The sequence below is a fragment of the Cupriavidus sp. FW306-01-F10A genome, from assembly GCF_058782785.1.
This window is the reverse complement of record NZ_JBYSYA010000004.1, coordinates 28241-43066: the sequence shown is the minus strand read 5'-3', so window position 1 is coordinate 43066 and position 14826 is coordinate 28241. Positions and strand designations below refer to the sequence as shown.

At 68.7% G+C, this 14826-nt stretch carries 13 protein-coding genes; 5 read left to right on the top strand and 8 right to left on the bottom strand.

The features are described 5' to 3' along the window. Nucleotides 1–33 precede the first annotated feature (33 nt). Nucleotides 34–2586 (bottom strand): phosphoenolpyruvate--protein phosphotransferase, encoded by a 2553-nt coding sequence (gene ptsP, locus AC3WLF_RS07450; protein WP_492356925.1) that lies wholly within the window; start codon nucleotides 2584–2586, stop codon nucleotides 34–36. Between the two features lie 396 nt (nucleotides 2587–2982). Between ptsP and AC3WLF_RS07445 the strand changes: the two genes are divergently transcribed. Continuing rightward, on the top strand, nucleotides 2983–3705 hold the full coding sequence (locus AC3WLF_RS07445; RefSeq protein WP_492318912.1) for a GntR family transcriptional regulator: 723 nt from the start codon (nucleotides 2983–2985) through the stop codon (nucleotides 3703–3705). Between the two features lie 239 nt (nucleotides 3706–3944). Here AC3WLF_RS07445 and AC3WLF_RS07440 read toward each other — a convergent pair whose 3' ends face one another. Both AC3WLF_RS07440 and AC3WLF_RS07435 read right to left on the bottom strand, forming a co-directional pair. Then, on the bottom strand, nucleotides 3945–4592 hold the full coding sequence (locus AC3WLF_RS07440) for a LysE family transporter (RefSeq protein ID WP_492318911.1): 648 nt from the start codon (nucleotides 4590–4592) through the stop codon (nucleotides 3945–3947). 83 nt (nucleotides 4593–4675) lie between these two features. After that, complete coding sequence (locus tag AC3WLF_RS07435) at nucleotides 4676–5278, bottom strand: hypothetical protein (RefSeq protein WP_010814855.1); 603 nt, start codon at nucleotides 5276–5278, stop codon at nucleotides 4676–4678. A 147-nt stretch (nucleotides 5279–5425) separates the two neighbouring features. On the opposite strand from AC3WLF_RS07435, the gene AC3WLF_RS07430 reads away from it, so the two are divergent. The 3 genes from AC3WLF_RS07430 (at nucleotide 5426) to AC3WLF_RS07420 (ending at nucleotide 8830) form a co-directional block, all read left to right on the top strand. Beyond that, the gene (locus AC3WLF_RS07430; RefSeq protein ID WP_492318910.1) at nucleotides 5426–5932 is read left to right on the top strand and encodes a SoxW family protein; all 507 of its coding nucleotides are present in this window, start codon (nucleotides 5426–5428) and stop codon (nucleotides 5930–5932) included. A 111-nt stretch (nucleotides 5933–6043) separates the two neighbouring features. Beyond that, complete coding sequence (locus tag AC3WLF_RS07425) at nucleotides 6044–6580, top strand: TlpA disulfide reductase family protein (RefSeq protein ID WP_492358008.1); 537 nt, start codon at nucleotides 6044–6046, stop codon at nucleotides 6578–6580. Between the two features lie 150 nt (nucleotides 6581–6730). After that, nucleotides 6731–8830 carry an ATP-dependent helicase gene (locus AC3WLF_RS07420; protein ID WP_492358007.1) on the top strand — a complete coding sequence of 700 codons (2100 nt, stop codon included), beginning with the start codon at nucleotides 6731–6733 and terminating at the stop codon, nucleotides 8828–8830. Between the two features lie 97 nt (nucleotides 8831–8927). On the opposite strand, the gene AC3WLF_RS07415 is transcribed toward AC3WLF_RS07420, so the two are convergent. From AC3WLF_RS07415 to AC3WLF_RS07395, 5 genes are all read right to left on the bottom strand, one after another. Further along, nucleotides 8928–10124 carry a class I SAM-dependent rRNA methyltransferase gene (locus tag AC3WLF_RS07415; RefSeq protein WP_492318907.1) on the bottom strand — a complete coding sequence of 399 codons (1197 nt, stop codon included), beginning with the start codon at nucleotides 10122–10124 and terminating at the stop codon, nucleotides 8928–8930. 204 nt (nucleotides 10125–10328) lie between these two features. Then, a complete protein-coding gene (locus AC3WLF_RS07410) occupies nucleotides 10329–10634 on the bottom strand; it encodes an HP0495 family protein (protein WP_492358006.1) in 306 nt (101 codons plus the stop codon). 61 nt (nucleotides 10635–10695) lie between these two features. Further along, the gene (locus tag AC3WLF_RS07405; RefSeq protein ID WP_010814861.1) at nucleotides 10696–11895 is read right to left on the bottom strand and encodes a D-alanyl-D-alanine carboxypeptidase family protein; all 1200 of its coding nucleotides are present in this window, start codon (nucleotides 11893–11895) and stop codon (nucleotides 10696–10698) included. A 62-nt stretch (nucleotides 11896–11957) separates the two neighbouring features. Further along, nucleotides 11958–12599, bottom strand: a complete 642-nt coding sequence (locus tag AC3WLF_RS07400; RefSeq protein ID WP_492318904.1) for an alpha/beta hydrolase — start codon at nucleotides 12597–12599, stop codon at nucleotides 11958–11960. Between the two features lie 148 nt (nucleotides 12600–12747). Next, a complete protein-coding gene (locus AC3WLF_RS07395) occupies nucleotides 12748–13068 on the bottom strand; it encodes a (2Fe-2S) ferredoxin domain-containing protein (protein ID WP_010814863.1) in 321 nt (106 codons plus the stop codon). A 393-nt stretch (nucleotides 13069–13461) separates the two neighbouring features. On the opposite strand from AC3WLF_RS07395, the gene AC3WLF_RS07390 reads away from it, so the two are divergent. Further along, nucleotides 13462–14760: a dicarboxylate/amino acid:cation symporter gene (locus AC3WLF_RS07390; protein WP_492358005.1), complete on the top strand. Its 1299-nt coding sequence runs from the start codon at nucleotides 13462–13464 to the stop codon at nucleotides 14758–14760. Nucleotides 14761–14826: the final 66 nt, after the last annotated feature.

The window sequence follows — 14826 nt, the reverse complement described above, 5'->3', positions numbered from 1 at the left end:
CGTGGCGCGTATTGGGTTGTGGTCGACCGGCGCTTATGCCGGCCAGTAGCGGCGGCACGCGTCGCGCACCGCTGCGGCTGACGGCAGCCGCAGCAGTTCGCCTGCGCGCTGCCGGCAATCGGCATGCGAGAGCGCGCGCACGCGCGCCTTGACGCCCGGCACCAGCCCGGCGTCGACGGAAAGCTCGGTCACGCCCAGCCCGACCAGCACCGGCACGGCCAGCGGGTCGCCCGCCAGCGCGCCGCACACGCCTACCCAGCGCCCGTGGCGCGCGGCGCCCTCGGTGGTGGCGGCGATCATGCGCAGCACCGCGGGATGCAGGCCATCCATGCGCGCCGCCAGTTCCGGCTGGCAGCGGTCCATGGCCAGGGTGTACTGGGTCAGGTCGTTGGTGCCGATCGAGAAGAAATCGGCGTGCTCCGCCAGCTGGTCGGCCAGCAGCGCGGCGGACGGGACTTCGATCATCACGCCGACCTCGATCTCGGGATCGGCGCCGGCTTCGGCCGCCAGCGCACGGATGCGTTCGCGCCAGGCCAGCAGTTCGCCGACCTCGCTGACCATCGGCAGCAGGATGCGCAGCGGCGCGCTCGCGCGCACGGCCAGCAGGCCGCGCAGCTGGTCGTCCAGCAGTTGCGGGCGCACCTGTGCCAGGCGCACGCCGCGCAGGCCCAGGGCGGGGTTGTCTTCGGCAGGCAGGTGCAGCCAGGCGGCGTCCTTGTCGGCGCCGATATCAAGCGTGCGCACGATCGCGCTGCGGCCCTGCAGGGCATCGGCAATCGCCTGGCAACTGGCGGTATGGTCCGCCGCCGCGGGGGCTGCGTCGCCGTGCAGGAACAGCAGTTCGGTGCGCAGCAAGCCGACCGCATCGGCACCATGCGCCACGGCATTGCGGGCGTCGTCGAGGCTGCCGATATTCGCGGCCACCTCGACAGGCACGCCGTCGCGGGTACTGGCGGCGGCGTGCGCGGCGCGCAGGTCGGCCTCGTGCTGCTGCGTGCGCAGCCTGACGGCGCTGGCGGCGGCGGCCAGCAAATGCGCATCGGGGCAGGCGTGCAGGCGGGCGCTGTCGCCGTCGGCGATGACCGGCGTGCCGTCCTGCAGGCGCTCCAGCGCGCTGCCCAGCGCCACCAGGCAAGGGATGCCGAGCTGGCGCGCGATGATGGCCGCGTGCGAGGTCGGGCCGCCGCGCGCCATCACCAGTGCGGCAACCCGGGTGCGGTCCAGTCCGGTCAGGTCGGAGGGCGTGAATTCCCCGGCGGCCAGCACGATGACATCGCCGTCGGCGGCCGGTGCGGGCAGCTGGACCGGGACACTGCCCGCCGGGGCCAGCGCACGCAGCACGCGCTTGCCCAGATCCAGCAGGTCGGCGGCACGTTCGGCCATGCGGCGGTCGGCCATCGCGGAAAGCATGGCGGCTTCGGCCCGGGTGGCCTCGCGCCAGGCAAAGCCCGCGCTCTTGCCGGCGGCGATCATGGTCTCGGCCGCGGCCTGCAGGGCCGGGTCTTCCAGCAGCGCGCGATGCATGGCGAAGATGCCGGCCTCGGCGCCGGCGCGGCGCGCGGCGGCGGCTTCGCTCTCATGGGCCAACTGGGCGTCGATGGCCGCCAGCGCGGCGCGCAGGGTCTCGCGCTCGGCAGCAATGCCCTGGCCGGCCTCGGCCGGCTCCGGCGTGGTCTCGCGCCACCAGTGCAGCGTGCCGATCGCGATGCCGGGGGCGGCGGCCACGCCGGGGATGCCACCCGCCGGCAGGTCGGCGCCCGGGCCGGGCTGCGCCACCGATGCGGCCACCGTGGGTACGGGTTCTTCTTCGCCCACGCCGGCGCGTTGCAGTTCGTACGCGACCGCATCGAGCGCGGCGCCGGCATCGCGCCCGGTCGCGACCAGCTCGACCGTGGCGCCCTCGCCGGCGGCCAGGCCCAGCAGCGCCACCAGGCTGGCCAGGCTCGCCTGCCGGCCGCCGTAGTGCAATGCGACGGTGGCGTCCAGGCCGCGCGCGGCTTCGCGCGCCCGTGCCGCGGGCCGGGCGTGCAGGCCGCCCGGGCAGGCCAGCGTGACCGAGCGCCGCTGTTCGGCCGCGGTCGCGTGGTCTTCCCGCGCAGGCGCCGCAGCATTCGCGGCACGCACCTGCAGCAGCACCGTGCGGCCTGCCTCGGCCTGCGCCGCGTCGGTCCTGGCGGCGACCGTGAAGGCATCGCCATTGGCGATCGCCATCACCGTCACCAGGCTCGGCGCCTGCTGCGCGACGCGGTCGACATCGAAACGGATCAGCGCATCGCCCTGGCGCACGGCAGCGCCCTGCGCCACGCAAGGCGCAAAGCCTTCGCCGCGCAGCGACACCGTATCGATGCCGACATGCAGCAGCACCTGCGCCCCGCACGGGGCCTGCAGCGTCAGGGCGTGGCCGGTAGCAGCCAGGTGGACGATGGTGCCGTCGCAAGGCGCCACGAGCGTGTCGCTCAGGGGGTCGATGGCCAGGCCGTCGCCGAACATGCCGTCGGCAAAAACCGGGTCCGGCACCGCCGCGAGGGGAAGCAGCACTCCGCTCACCGGAGCCCGCAGCAACAGGGTTTCGCTCGTCTCAGCCATCTTGCTTCCAGAAATCGCGGCAGCCGGCGCGGGAATGCGGCGGCGCCAGGGTCAGGGGAAAGATAGACGGCCACCGACAATAAAAATACCAGTGAAAACCACTACAACGTTATTGTATCTAAGTGGCATCTTTATTGAGGTGAGGCAAAGCAGCGCTTGCACGGCCCGCACATTTGGCAGATTCATCACACAATCCTTGAAGACAGCCAGGATTTCCCTCAACCCCGGCAGCGCTTTCCGCCAGCATAATCAGTGAAACCTTTTTAATACCAATTGACGACAAGCGAGGCTGTGGCGCCTTCATCACCCAGGCGGCGCAAGTCCATCCACATCGACTTGACATGTCCTAAAGTGGTATCATCATCCCCCACATTCTGGTACCTACGAGGATTCGCAATGGATCAACGGCTGCAGGCCCTCAAGCCAGACGAAGCGGAGGCGACGCCGATCTACCTGCAAGTGGCGCGCAGGCTGGCTGCGGCCATCCAGGCCGGCCAATGGCGGGTGGGCGACGCGCTGCCGTCCGAGCGCACGCTGGTGGATTCACTGGGGATTTCACGCGTCACGGCCCGGCGCGCGCTGCAGATGCTGGCAGAGGAAGGCGCGATCACGCGCAGCCGCGGCGCGGGCACCTTTATCGCGCCGCGCCCTGAGCAGAAAGCGGCGCGGCTGGACAACTTCAGCGAGCTGGCGCGCCGGCGCGGCATGACGCCGGCCAGCGAGCTGGTGGCGTTCGAACGCCGCCGCGCCACGACGCAGGAGGCCGCGGCGCTGGCACTGCCGGAAGGCGAAGAGATCGTCAGGCTGACCCGGCTGCGCAAGGCCGACGGCCAGACCTTCTGGATGGACGTGACCACGCTGGCGCTGGCGGTTCTGCCGGACGCCAGCGCCATCGGCGAATCACTCTATGCCTACCTGGAGCGGATCGGCCAGCCAGTGCTGCGCGTGACCGAGAAGCTGCGCGCGATCGTCGCCAGCGAGGAACTGGCCACGCGCCTGAATATCGCGCCGGGGGAGCCGCTGCTGCATATCCTGCGCACCGGCTATACCCATGGCGACAAGCCGGTCGAACTGACCGACGCCTACTGCCTGAACGACTTCTACGAGCTCAAGCAGTAGCGGCCGGCCACAGGCGGCTCGACCGGGGATGGGGTCGGGTCTTCCTCTGGCGGCAACGGCAAGTTCGGAGGCACGCCCGGCGGCGCGGGCTCTTCGTCCGGGGGCACGGTATGGCGCGGCTGCAAGCGCGCACCGGCGTAGGGGTTCAGCGAGGCGGGCATGCGGAGTCTCCGTGACCGGGGTACCTCCTCATTGAAGCAAACCCGGCCAGTGCGCGCCAGTGTTGATCGAGGCCCCGTTCAGGCGTGCTGCCGGCGCACGAAGAACAGCGCCGCGCCCACCGCCATCAGCACGCTGCCGAAAAATCGGTTCTGCCAGCGCACCGCGCGCGCATTGCGGAACAGCCCCTGCATACGCGAAGCCAGCAGCGCATAGCCATGCATCACCACCAGGTCCACGCAGCACATGGTGGCCGCCAGGATCGCCAGCTGCAGCGCCAGCGGCCGGTTGGGATCGATGAACTGCGGCAGCACCGCGACCATGAAGATGATGCCCTTGGGGTTGGTCACATTGGTCAGCAGGCCGGCGGCAAAGCGCCGGCGCCGGCTCATCACCGCCACGCGCGCGGGGGCGGCGCTGCCACCCTGGTCCGCCCCGCTCTCCACCTGCGCGCGCCATTGCTGCACGCCGAGGTAGATCAGGTACAGCGCGCCAATCGTCTTGACCACCATGAAGGCCTGCTCCGAGGCCAGCAGCAGCGCGCCCAGGCCGCCGCCCGCCACCAGCAGCACGATCACCAGCCCGGCCTGCAGGCCGAAGATGGTGGTAGTGGTCCTGCGCAGCCCGTACGAGAGCCCATGGCTCATCGACAGCACCGCGCCCGACCCTGGCGACACGGCGATCACCCAGCACGCGGCGAAATAAGCCAACCAGACTTCCCAACGCATTCCAACTCTCCTTTGACGACTACCATGCCGGGGCCACGATCCCGCAGCCACGGCACAAACAATGTTTCCTGCGGCGCGGCGCGTCAGAACGGGTGGAAGCCGCCCAGGAACTGCTCCACCTGCTCGGCCTGGCGCGCGTCGCGCGCGGCATCGCCCGATTCCAGCACCACCGCCTGGTACGCGCGCGTACCCACGGCCACCAGGCGCGCCGTCAGCCGGCGCGGCGACTGGTCCTGCGGCGACACCCCGCTCGCCTGCACTTCCACGCCGGCAAGCGGGCGGCCCGGACGGTCTGCACTCATCACGGTGACGGGCCGCGCGCGCGGCTCGCCCGAGGGCGTGCCAAGGTTGGCCAGCAGGCCGGCCTGCATCGCCGCGAGCGCCTCGCGCCGCAGCGCTTCGTCATCGGCGGGCAGCGTCACCACGCCCACGGCGAACAGCGTGTCGTCGACGCGCGCGGCTTCCATCGTCATCGGCAGCTTGCGCCCGGCAATGGTCACATCGCGCGCGGCGCTGGTGGGCTTGCCCGGATAGAGCGCGGCATAGGCGCCCTCGCCGGACTGGATGGTGCGCCAGTCATAGCGCGGAGAACAGGCGCACAGGGCAAATGCCAGCACAGCGGCACAGCACAGCAGCGGCCGGCGGACAGCGGCAGGAAAGCTCGGCGGGGGCGGCACAAGACGCATCGGGAATCCATGGGGGGACGGCGCGGACAGGCTGCGGGCGGCGCTGGCGGGCGCCATCGCCTGCGGGCGGAAACCGGTATTATCCCGAAAGCGGCGCGCCAGTGCTTGCCGCGCCGCTCCCGCTGCCCCACTGCCCCGGTTTCCACCATGCCTGCCGCCCGCATCGCCCGCCACGCCTTTGCCATCACCAGCTTGCGTTGGGTGGCCGCGAGCGCGTTGCTGGCAGCCGCGACCGGCATGCCCGCCGCCGCCAGCCCCGCCCACCTGCCGCCGGCCACCGACCTGGGCGCCCACGGCACCGAGGCCGCGCGCCGCGGCGAGCCGCTGGTGGTGCTGGTGTCGATGCCGGGCTGCAGCTATTGCGATGCCGTGCGCCGCAACTACCTGGGCCCGCAGGCCGCCGCCGGCGAAATTGCCGTGCGCGAGCTCGACATGACCGCCGACACCCCGCTGCGCGATGCCGACGGCAGCCTGACCACCGCGCGCGCGTGGGCCCGCGCGCACCAGGTGCGGGTGGCGCCCACGGTGCTGTTCCTGGACCGCCAGGGCCGCGCCGCCGCCGGCCCGCTGCGCGGCATGCAGCCGGATTTCTACGGCGCCTACCTGGAACAGGCGCTGGACCAGGCACGCGCCGCCATCGCCACCCGGCGCTGAACCGGTTGGGGCGCTTGCGGCAGATTGCCGCAGCCCGGCCCCGCGCAGCGCGCGAACGCCCGCGGCATTAGAATGTCCCATTGCTGACCGAACCTGCCTGACCCGGATTCCATGACCACTGCTGCTCCTGCCACCAAAACCTCCCGCAAGCCCTGGCCCATCGTCGTGGCCGTGGTCGTGCTCGCGCTGCTGGGCTGGTTCGGCTACCGCGCGCTGTCGCCGGCCAATACGGCCCCGGCGGCCACCTTCACGCTGCTGTCGGGCGAGAAGGTCAGCACCGCCGACCTCAAGGGCAAGGTCTACATGATCAATTTCTGGGCCACCAGCTGCGCCACCTGCGTCAAGGAAATGCCGGACATGGTCCGCACCTATGAGCAGTTCAAGGGCAAGGGGCTGGAATTCGTCGCCGTGGCGATGAACTACGACCCGCCCATGTATGTGATGAACTACGCCAAGACGCGCGGCCTGCCGTTCAAGGTGGCGATGGATTCCGACGGCACCGCGGCCAAGGCCTTCGGCAATGTGCAGCTGACGCCGACCACCTTCGTGGTCGACAAGGACGGCCGCATCCTGAAGCGCTATGTGGGCGAGCCCGAGTGGGATGCGCTGCACAAGCTGCTGGATGGCGCGCTGGCAAAGTCCGCGTAACGTTCCCGGCGGCAACCGCAGCAAAAAGGTGCTCATCGAGCACCTTTTTTTGTTTTTACGCATGATCGCCAGGGCAGCAGGTTGCGCGACATCCCTGTATGGATATACAGTTGGCGCCAGCCTTTTCTGAGCCATCCCCGAGCCCCGCCTGTGACTTTGGACCTAGCCCCCGCCACCGACCTCGCGGCCCCTGAAGCCGATGACGTCCCCGCCTACCTGTCCCGGCTCAACCCGGAGCAGCGCGCCGCGGTGGAACACGGCAGCGACGCGCCGCTGCTGATCATCGCCGGCGCCGGCTCGGGCAAGACCAATACGCTGGCGCACCGGGTCGCGCACCTGGTGCTGGCCGGCGCCGATCCGCGCCGCATCCTGCTGCTGACGTTCTCGCGCCGCGCCGCGGCCGAGATGGGACGGCGCGTCGAGCGCATCGTCGACCAGGCACTCGGCACCCAGACCGGCGCGGGGCGCGCGGCGCTGCAGTGGTCCGGCACCTTCCACGCCATCGGCGCGCGCCTGCTGCGCGAATACGCCGAGACCCTGGGCCTGTCGCCTGCCTTCACCATCAGCGACCGCGGCGATGCCGCCGACCTGATGCACGTGGTGCGCCACGACCTGGGCCTGTCCGAGACCGCCAGCCGCTTCCCGAAGAAGGAAACCTGCCTGGCGATCTACTCGCGCGTGGTCAATACCCAGGCGCCGCTGGAAGACGTGCTCAAGCAGCAGTTCCCGCGCTACGCGATGTGGGCCGATGCGCTGCGCACCCTGTTCGCCGGCTATGTCGAGGCCAAGCAGAGGCAGCATGTGCTGGACTATGACGACCTGCTGCTGTACTGGGCGCAGGCCATGGCCGAGCCCACCATCGCGCAGGACATGGGCGCGCGCTTCGACCACGTGCTGGTCGACGAATACCAGGACACCAATGCGCTGCAGGCGTCGATCCTGCTGGCCATGCGGCCGGACGGCCGCGGCCTGACCGTGGTGGGCGACGACGCGCAGTCGATCTACGCTTTCCGCGGCGCCACCGTGCGCAATATCCTGGACTTCCCGGCTCGGTTCACGCCGGCCGCGCAGCAGGTCACGCTGTCGCAGAACTACCGCTCGACGCAGCCGATCCTGCAGGCCGCCAACGCCGTGATCGGGCTGGCGGCCGAGCGCTATACCAAGGACCTGTGGTCCGAGCGCGCCTCGGCCGAAAAGCCCGGCGTGATCGTGGTCAACGATGAGGCCGACCAGGCCCGCTACGTGGTCGAGCAGGTGCTGGCGCGGCGCGAGGCGGGCCTGACGCTGATGGCACAGGCGGTGCTGTTCCGCGCCGCCGACCACAGCGCGCAGGTAGAGATCGAGCTGGCCCGGCGCAATATCCCGTTCGTGAAGTTCGGCGGGCTGAAATTCCTGGAATCGACCCACGTCAAGGACGTGCTGGCGGTGGTGCGCTGGCTGGAAAACCCGCGCGACCGCATGGCGGGCTTCCGCACGCTGCAGCTGCTGCCCGGCATCGGCCCCAAGACCGCGGCGCGCGTGCTCGATGCGATGGCGCTGGCCACCGAGCCCTTGTTCTCGCTGGAGGAATTCGAGCCGCCGCCGGCCGCCGCACCCGCCTGGGCCGACCTGCTGGCACTGGCGCGCGCGCTGATGGCGCCCACCTCGCCGTGGCCGTCGGAATTCGAGCAGGTGCTGGCCTGGTACGCGCCGCACCTGGAGCGCCTGCACGACGACGCCGCCGCGCGCCAGGCCGACCTGCAGCAGCTGGAGCGCATCGCCGCCACCTACGGCGCGCGCGAGCGCTTCCTGACCGAGCTGACGCTGGACCCGCCCAGCGCCTCCAGCGATGAATCCGGCGTGCCCTCGCGCGACGAGGACTACCTGATCCTGTCGACCATCCATTCGGCCAAGGGGCAGGAGTGGAAGGCAGTGTATGTGTTGAACGCCGTGGACGGGTGCATGCCGAGCGATCTGGCGACGGGCACGACCGAGGAGATCGAGGAAGAGCGGCGCCTGCTGTATGTGGCGATGACGCGGGCCAAGGACCATCTGGACGTCATCGTGCCGCAGCGGTTCTACGTGCACCAGCAGGTGGGATTTGGCGACCGGCATGTGTATGCGTCGCGTACGCGATTCATCCCGAATCGCGTGATGCCGAATTTCCACAGCCGGTCATGGCCGCCGCCGCCGATGCCTGGCGAAGGGTCAGTGAAACCGGCGTTGGCGCCGGTGGACCTGGCCAGCCGGATGCGGAATATGTGGCGGTGAGGGTCAGATTTCTCTCGCCGTGCTCCCCTCTCCCGCGCGCGGGAGAGGGGAGAAAACAAGCGGCCGGCCAACGCCACAGCCGCTCGTTGATCCGGCCTTACCCCACCCGCTCCAACAACAACCCCTTCAGATACTCCCCTTCCGGGAAGGCTGCCAGCATCGGGTGATCGGTGCCAGCCGACAGCCTGCGCAGGATGCGCGCATCCGCCCGCGCATCGGTCACCGCGCCTGCCACGATCTTCTGGAAGAGTTCCATGCTGATCGCGCCCGAGCACGAATACGTGAACAGCAGACCACCCGGCCGCAGCAGCTGCGTGCCGACCAGGTTGATCTCCTTGTACGCACGCGCGGCACGGTCGATATGCTGCGCCGACGGCGCGAACTTGGGCGGGTCCAGCACGATCAGGTCGAACTGACGCCCTTCGGCGCGGAATTCGCGCAGCGTCTTGAACACGTCGGCGTCTAGCCACGCCGCGCGCTCCGGGTCGAAGCCGTTCAGCGTCACGTTGCCCGCCGCGATCTTTAGCGCCTCGCCCGACGAATCGATCGACGTCACCGCTTTCGCGCCGCCGCGCAGCGCGGCCAGCGAGAAGCCGCCGGTATAGCAGAAGCAGTTCAGCACCTCGCGCCCGGCGGCCAGGTCGCCCACCAGCTTGCGGTTGTCGCGCTGGTCGACATAGAAGCCGGTCTTGTGGCCATTGCGCACGTCGACGTAGTAGCGCACGCCGTGTTCTGTGACCGACAGCGCCGGATCCGGCTCGGCGCCGGCCAGCACGCCCGTCACCAGCTCCAGGCCTTCGCGCTGGCGCACGGCGGCGTCGGAACGCTCATAGACGTTGGGGCAGCCGGTTTCCTTGACCAGTGCCTGCACGATCGCGGTCTTCCAGTGTTCCACCCCGGCCGAATTGAACTGGCACACCAGCTGGCCCTTATCACCGTTGCCGTAGTAATCGACGATCAGGCCGGGCAGCCGGTCGGATTCGCCGAAGATCAGCCGCACTGCGTCGCTGTCCTTCACCCACTGGCGCCGGTAGGCAATGGCCGCGGCCACGCGGCGCTTGAACAGGGCGTGGTCGACCGGCTCGTTTTCATCGAAGGTCCACGCGCGCGCGCGGATCTGTGACTCGGGGCTGTAGGCGGCCTTGGCCAGGAAGCGGCCGTCGGCGGCGCGCACGATCACGGTCGCGCCCGGCTCGCAGCGCCCTTCGGTCGTGGCAATGCCGGTGGCGTAGATCCACGGGTGGCGGCGCAGCAGGGATTTTTCCTTGCCGGGTTTCAGGGTGATGGTGTTCATGTCGATCAGGGAGAATGCATGCCGCTGCGGAAACACTTCCCACGCAGCGGTCGGGCTCCCCTCTCCCGCACGGCGGGAGAGGGGTTGGGGGAGAGGGCGGGAGCGTCAACGTAGTGGCGCGTGTCGGTATGCCAGCGCCTGCCCTCACCCCCGGCCCCTCTCCCGCGCGCGGGAGAGGGGAGAAAACAATGCGGGAAAGCCGCCTTAGAGGACGACCTTCACCATCGGATGCGAAGTCAGCGCCCGATACAAATCATCGAGCTGCTCGCGGCTGGTGACCCACACCGTCACGGTCAGGCCCAGGTAGTTGCCACCGCTGGAGGGACGCATTTCCATCTTGCCGGCGTGGAAGTCGGGATCGAACTCCTGCACCAGCGTGACGATGGCCTCGGCAAAGCCGTCCTGCATCGCACCAATCACCTTGATGGGAAAGTGGCTGGGGTATTCGATCAGCGACTGCTCCGGCGGGATGTCGCCCGGCTTGTAGCTGCCTTGGTTGTCGGTTGTCATGTCGGATTCTCCGGCACGAAACCGGCGCGCCGCATGGCGCGCCGGCTTACGCGCATTCAGGTCACTTGCGCTTGAACCACAGGCGGATGGTGTCCCACAGGCGGCCGAAGAAGCCGGCCTCGGGCACTTCTTCCAGCGCCACCACCGGGAACTCCGCCACCTTGTTGGTGCCGTCCATCAGCTTGACCATGCCCACCTGCTGGCCTGCCGAGATCGGCGCGATCAGCAGTTCCTGGCGCTCCAGCACCGGCTTGAGGCGTCCGCCGGTGCCCTTGGGCACGGTGACGAAGGTCTCGTTCTGCACGCCGATCTTGACCGTGCCGCTCTTGCCCTTGTAGATGTCCGGCGTGGCCAGCACCTGGCCCTTGTCGTACAGGCGCAGCGTGTCGAAGAACTGGAAGCCGTAGTTGAGGATCTTCAGGCTTTCCTGGGTGCGCACCTGTTCGGTGGTGGTGCCGATCACGATCGAGATCAGGCGGCGCGAGCCGTCCGGGACGTTGGCCAGCGGCCGCTTGGCCGACGAGATCAGGCAGTAGCCGGCAGACTTGGTGTGGCCGGTCTTGACGCCGTCCACGGTCGGGTCGATGTACAGCAGGCGGTTGCGGTTGGGCTGCCTGATCTTGTTATAGGTGAACTCCTTCTGCGAGTACATGGCGTAGTACTCGGGGAAGTCCTTGATCAGGCGCGTGGTCAGCGTGGCCAGGTCGACCGCGGTGGTGTAGTGGTTCGGGTCGGGAATGCCGTCGGTGTTGGTGAAGTGGGTGTTCTTCATGCCCATGCGCTGGGCCTCGCGGTTCATCATCGCGACGAAGCCCTCTTCCGAGCCACCCACGGCTTCGGCCAGCGCCAGCGCGGCGTCGTTGCCCGACTGCACGATCAGGCCCAGCAGCAGGTCCTGCACGGTGACCGGCTTGTTGGGCTCGATGAACATGCGCGACTCGTCGCTTTTGACCTTGAGCACCACGCTGGTCGGCACCACCGCCTGGTCCAGCGTCAGGCGCTTTTCCTTGAGTGCCTCGAACGCCAGGTAGGCGGTCATCAGCTTGGTCAGCGAGGCCGGCTCGATGCGCGCGTCGGCATTCTGCGACGCCAGGGCCTGGCCGCTGGTCACGTCATACAGCATCCACGACTTGGCTGCGACTTGCGGCATCGGCACACCCTGCGCCAGGACGGCGGCAGGCGCGGCCGCCAGCACGATGGCGGCGGCAATGGCAGCGGGAGCAAAAGCGGACGAAAGGCGTGTCGTGGCTCTATTCAGCATGTTTCTGTTTTCCGACAATAAGAAGGTGGCGCGGGGATGGTCCGGGTGGCGGCGTGCCGGCCTCACCGGTCCCACGCATTGACGACGAGCTGCTTGATCAGATGCAGCTTGCGGTGAAAGAAATGGTCGGCGCCGGGGATCACGATCACCGGCAGCTCCTGCGGGCGGGCCCAGTCGAACACGCTGGCCAGCGGCACGGTGTCGTCCTGTTCGCCATGGATCACGATGGTGTCGGCCGGCACCTCGGCCACCTGCCAGCGGCTGGCGGCGGTGCCCACCAGCACCAGGCGCTGCGCGGGCGTGCCGGCCTCGGCCAGGCGGCGCGCCACGTGGGTGGTGACGAAGCTGCCGAACGAGAACCCGCCCATGGCCAGCGGCAGCGTTGCGGCCTGTGCCGACCACGCGCTCTGCTGGCGCATCCAGGCCACCACGGCCAGCAGGTCGTCCTGCTCGGCGATGCCGTTGTCATGCTCGCCGGCGCTGCCGCCGACGCCGCGGAAGTTGGGGCGCACCGTGGCATAGCCCAGTTGCACGAAGCTGCGCGCCAGCGTCTGCGCGACCTTGTTGTCCTTGGTGCCGCCGAACAGCGGATGCGGATGCGCTACCAGCGCCAGGCCGCGCGGCTCACCTTGCGGCAGGTCTACCGAGAGATCGATCGCACCGGCGGGACCGGCGATGGAAAGTACCTGGGTATGCGCGTTCATGATGGCGGTCAGGATGGCGGTGAAGCCAGCGCCCGGCGGGAAGCCCGGGCAAAAATGAAAAAACCGTCCGGCTGGCGGGCGGCGGGGCAATACAGCAAAGCGGCAAAACAGGGAAGCAACAAGCCGGCATGCGCCGGCTTCGGTTGGTTCAGCGGTCCACCATCAGCCGTTCGACAGGCTTGCCCTTCATCAGGTGGCTGTCGATGATTTCATCGATGTCGTGCTCGTCGACAAAGGTGTACCAGATGGCCTCGGGGTAGACCACCAGCACCGGGCCGAGTTCACAACGGTTCAGGCAGCCTGCCTTGTTGATGCGCACCCGGCCTTCGCCGCCGGCGATGCCCAGTTCCTTGCAACGCTTCTTGGCGTACTCCTGCATCGCCTGGGCGTTGTGGTTGGCGCAGCAGTTCTCGCCGGCCTCGCGCTGGTTCAGGCAGAAGAAGACGTGGTGCTGGTAGTAGCTGCTCATGCGTACGGTGTGAGAAGGCGGCCCCGGACGGCGGCACGGCCCGGACGGCATTGAACGGAAGCTCGGAATTATACGGTGTCGCGGCGGCATGGCCGCGATGGCGGCGCCCTGGCACGGCGGCCGAAGTTGCCGCCGGCCCCCATCGGGTGGCGCTTCGCGCACCTGCGATACATCCGGCATTCCGAAACCCCGGAGTCGCGCCGTCCGGATTTCCGGAATCCCGGAAGTCGCGCGCCCCTGCCTGGCCGGCGTTTCCTTGTGAATCAACCAGTTAGCAATGCCGGTTTGACTGGCACGGCGGTTGCGAATTCCCGTCCCTGAACGCGCCGCAACCGTGACGGCGCGCGGCCCGCGCGATAGCGCCCGGGTACGGTCAACACCGAGGACGACATCATGAGAAAACCCTTCTACAAGATCCTGTACGTGCAGGTCCTGTTCGCCATCTGCGTCGGCATCCTGCTCGGCCACTACTGGCCCGACACCGGCGTGGCCATGAAGCCGCTCGGCGATGGCTTTATCAAGCTGATCAAGATGATCATCGGCCCGATCATCTTCTGCACCGTGGTGACCGGCATCGCCGGCATGAGCGACATGAAGAAGGTCGGCCGCGTCGGCGGCAAGGCGCTGCTGTACTTCGAGGTGGTGTCGACCTTCGCATTGCTGATCGGGCTGGGCGCCGCGCACCTGCTCAAGCCGGGCGTGGGCTTCAACATCGACCCGGCCACGCTGGACACCAAGGCGATCGCCCAGTACGTGTCCAAGGCGCACGGCCAGAGCACGATCGAGTTCCTGATGCACATCATCCCGGACACGGTCTTCAGCGCCTTCGCCAACGGCGACATCCTGCAGATCCTGCTGGTGTCGCTGTTCTTCGGCGCCGCGCTGGCCGTGCTCGGCGAGCGCGCGCGCATCGTGGTGCAGCTGATCGAGCAGGTCTCCAAGGTGTTCTTCCACATCGTCCACGTGATCACCAAGGTGGCCCCGATCGGCGCCTTCGGCGCGATGGCGTTCACCATCGGCAAGTACGGCCTGGGCTCGCTGGTGCCGCTGCTCAAGCTGATCGGCACCTTCTACTTCACCGCCATCATCTTCGTGCTGGTGGTGCTGGGCACGATCGCACGCATGACCGGCTTCAGCATCGTGCGCTTTATCTCGTACATCAAGGAAGAGCTGCTGATCGTGCTGGGCACCAGCTCGTCGGAAGCGGCGCTGCCGCACATGATGGAGAAGCTGGAAAAGCTCGGCTGCTCGCGCTCGGTGGTGGGACTGGTGGTGCCCACCGGCTATTCGTTCAACCTGGATGGCACCAACATCTACATGACGATGGCGGTGATCTTCATCGCGCAGGCCACCGGCATCGAACTGACGCTGATGCAGCAGCTGACCATCCTGGCGGTGGCGATGATCACCTCCAAGGGCGCCAGCGGCGTGACCGGCTCGGGCTTCATCACGCTGGCCGCGACGCTGGCGGTGGTGCCGACCATCCCGGTGGCGGGCATGGTGCTGATCCTCGGCATCGACCGCTTCATGAGCGAGTGCCGCGCGCTGACCAACATCATCGGCAACGGCGTGGCCACGGTGGTGGTCTCTGCGTGGGAGCGCGAGCTTGACCGCAAGCGCCTGGCCAGCGTGCTGAACGGCGGCAGCGGCGATGTGGCGGATCTTGCCGACGTGGGCCAGGGCGTCCGCTGAGGGCGCCACCACCGCTGCGCGGACGGCTGCCCCGGCCGCCCGCCAGCGGGTATCATCGGCGCGACA

What these genes read in the sequence shown, in the direction of transcription:
- AC3WLF_RS07400 (WP_492318904.1), bottom strand. Translation starts at nt 12,599, where the DNA reads ATGAACGCGCATACCCAGGTACTTTCCATCGCCGGTCCCGCCGGTGCG.
- AC3WLF_RS07440 (WP_492318911.1), bottom strand. Translation starts at nt 4,592, where the DNA reads ATGCGTTGGGAAGTCTGGTTGGCTTATTTCGCCGCGTGCTGGGTGATC.
- AC3WLF_RS07390 (WP_492358005.1), top strand. Translation starts at nt 13,462, where the DNA reads ATGAGAAAACCCTTCTACAAGATCCTGTACGTGCAGGTCCTGTTCGCC.
- AC3WLF_RS07425 (WP_492358008.1), top strand. Translation starts at nt 6,044, where the DNA reads ATGACCACTGCTGCTCCTGCCACCAAAACCTCCCGCAAGCCCTGGCCC.
- AC3WLF_RS07405 (WP_010814861.1), bottom strand. Translation starts at nt 11,895, where the DNA reads ATGCTGAATAGAGCCACGACACGCCTTTCGTCCGCTTTTGCTCCCGCT.
- AC3WLF_RS07415 (WP_492318907.1), bottom strand. Translation starts at nt 10,124, where the DNA reads ATGAACACCATCACCCTGAAACCCGGCAAGGAAAAATCCCTGCTGCGC.
- ptsP (WP_492356925.1), bottom strand. Translation starts at nt 2,586, where the DNA reads ATGGCTGAGACGAGCGAAACCCTGTTGCTGCGGGCTCCGGTGAGCGGA.
- AC3WLF_RS07395 (WP_010814863.1), bottom strand. Translation starts at nt 13,068, where the DNA reads ATGAGCAGCTACTACCAGCACCACGTCTTCTTCTGCCTGAACCAGCGC.
- AC3WLF_RS07430 (WP_492318910.1), top strand. Translation starts at nt 5,426, where the DNA reads ATGCCTGCCGCCCGCATCGCCCGCCACGCCTTTGCCATCACCAGCTTG.
- AC3WLF_RS07435 (WP_010814855.1), bottom strand. Translation starts at nt 5,278, where the DNA reads ATGCGTCTTGTGCCGCCCCCGCCGAGCTTTCCTGCCGCTGTCCGCCGG.
- AC3WLF_RS07445 (WP_492318912.1), top strand. Translation starts at nt 2,983, where the DNA reads ATGGATCAACGGCTGCAGGCCCTCAAGCCAGACGAAGCGGAGGCGACG.
- AC3WLF_RS07410 (WP_492358006.1), bottom strand. Translation starts at nt 10,634, where the DNA reads ATGACAACCGACAACCAAGGCAGCTACAAGCCGGGCGACATCCCGCCG.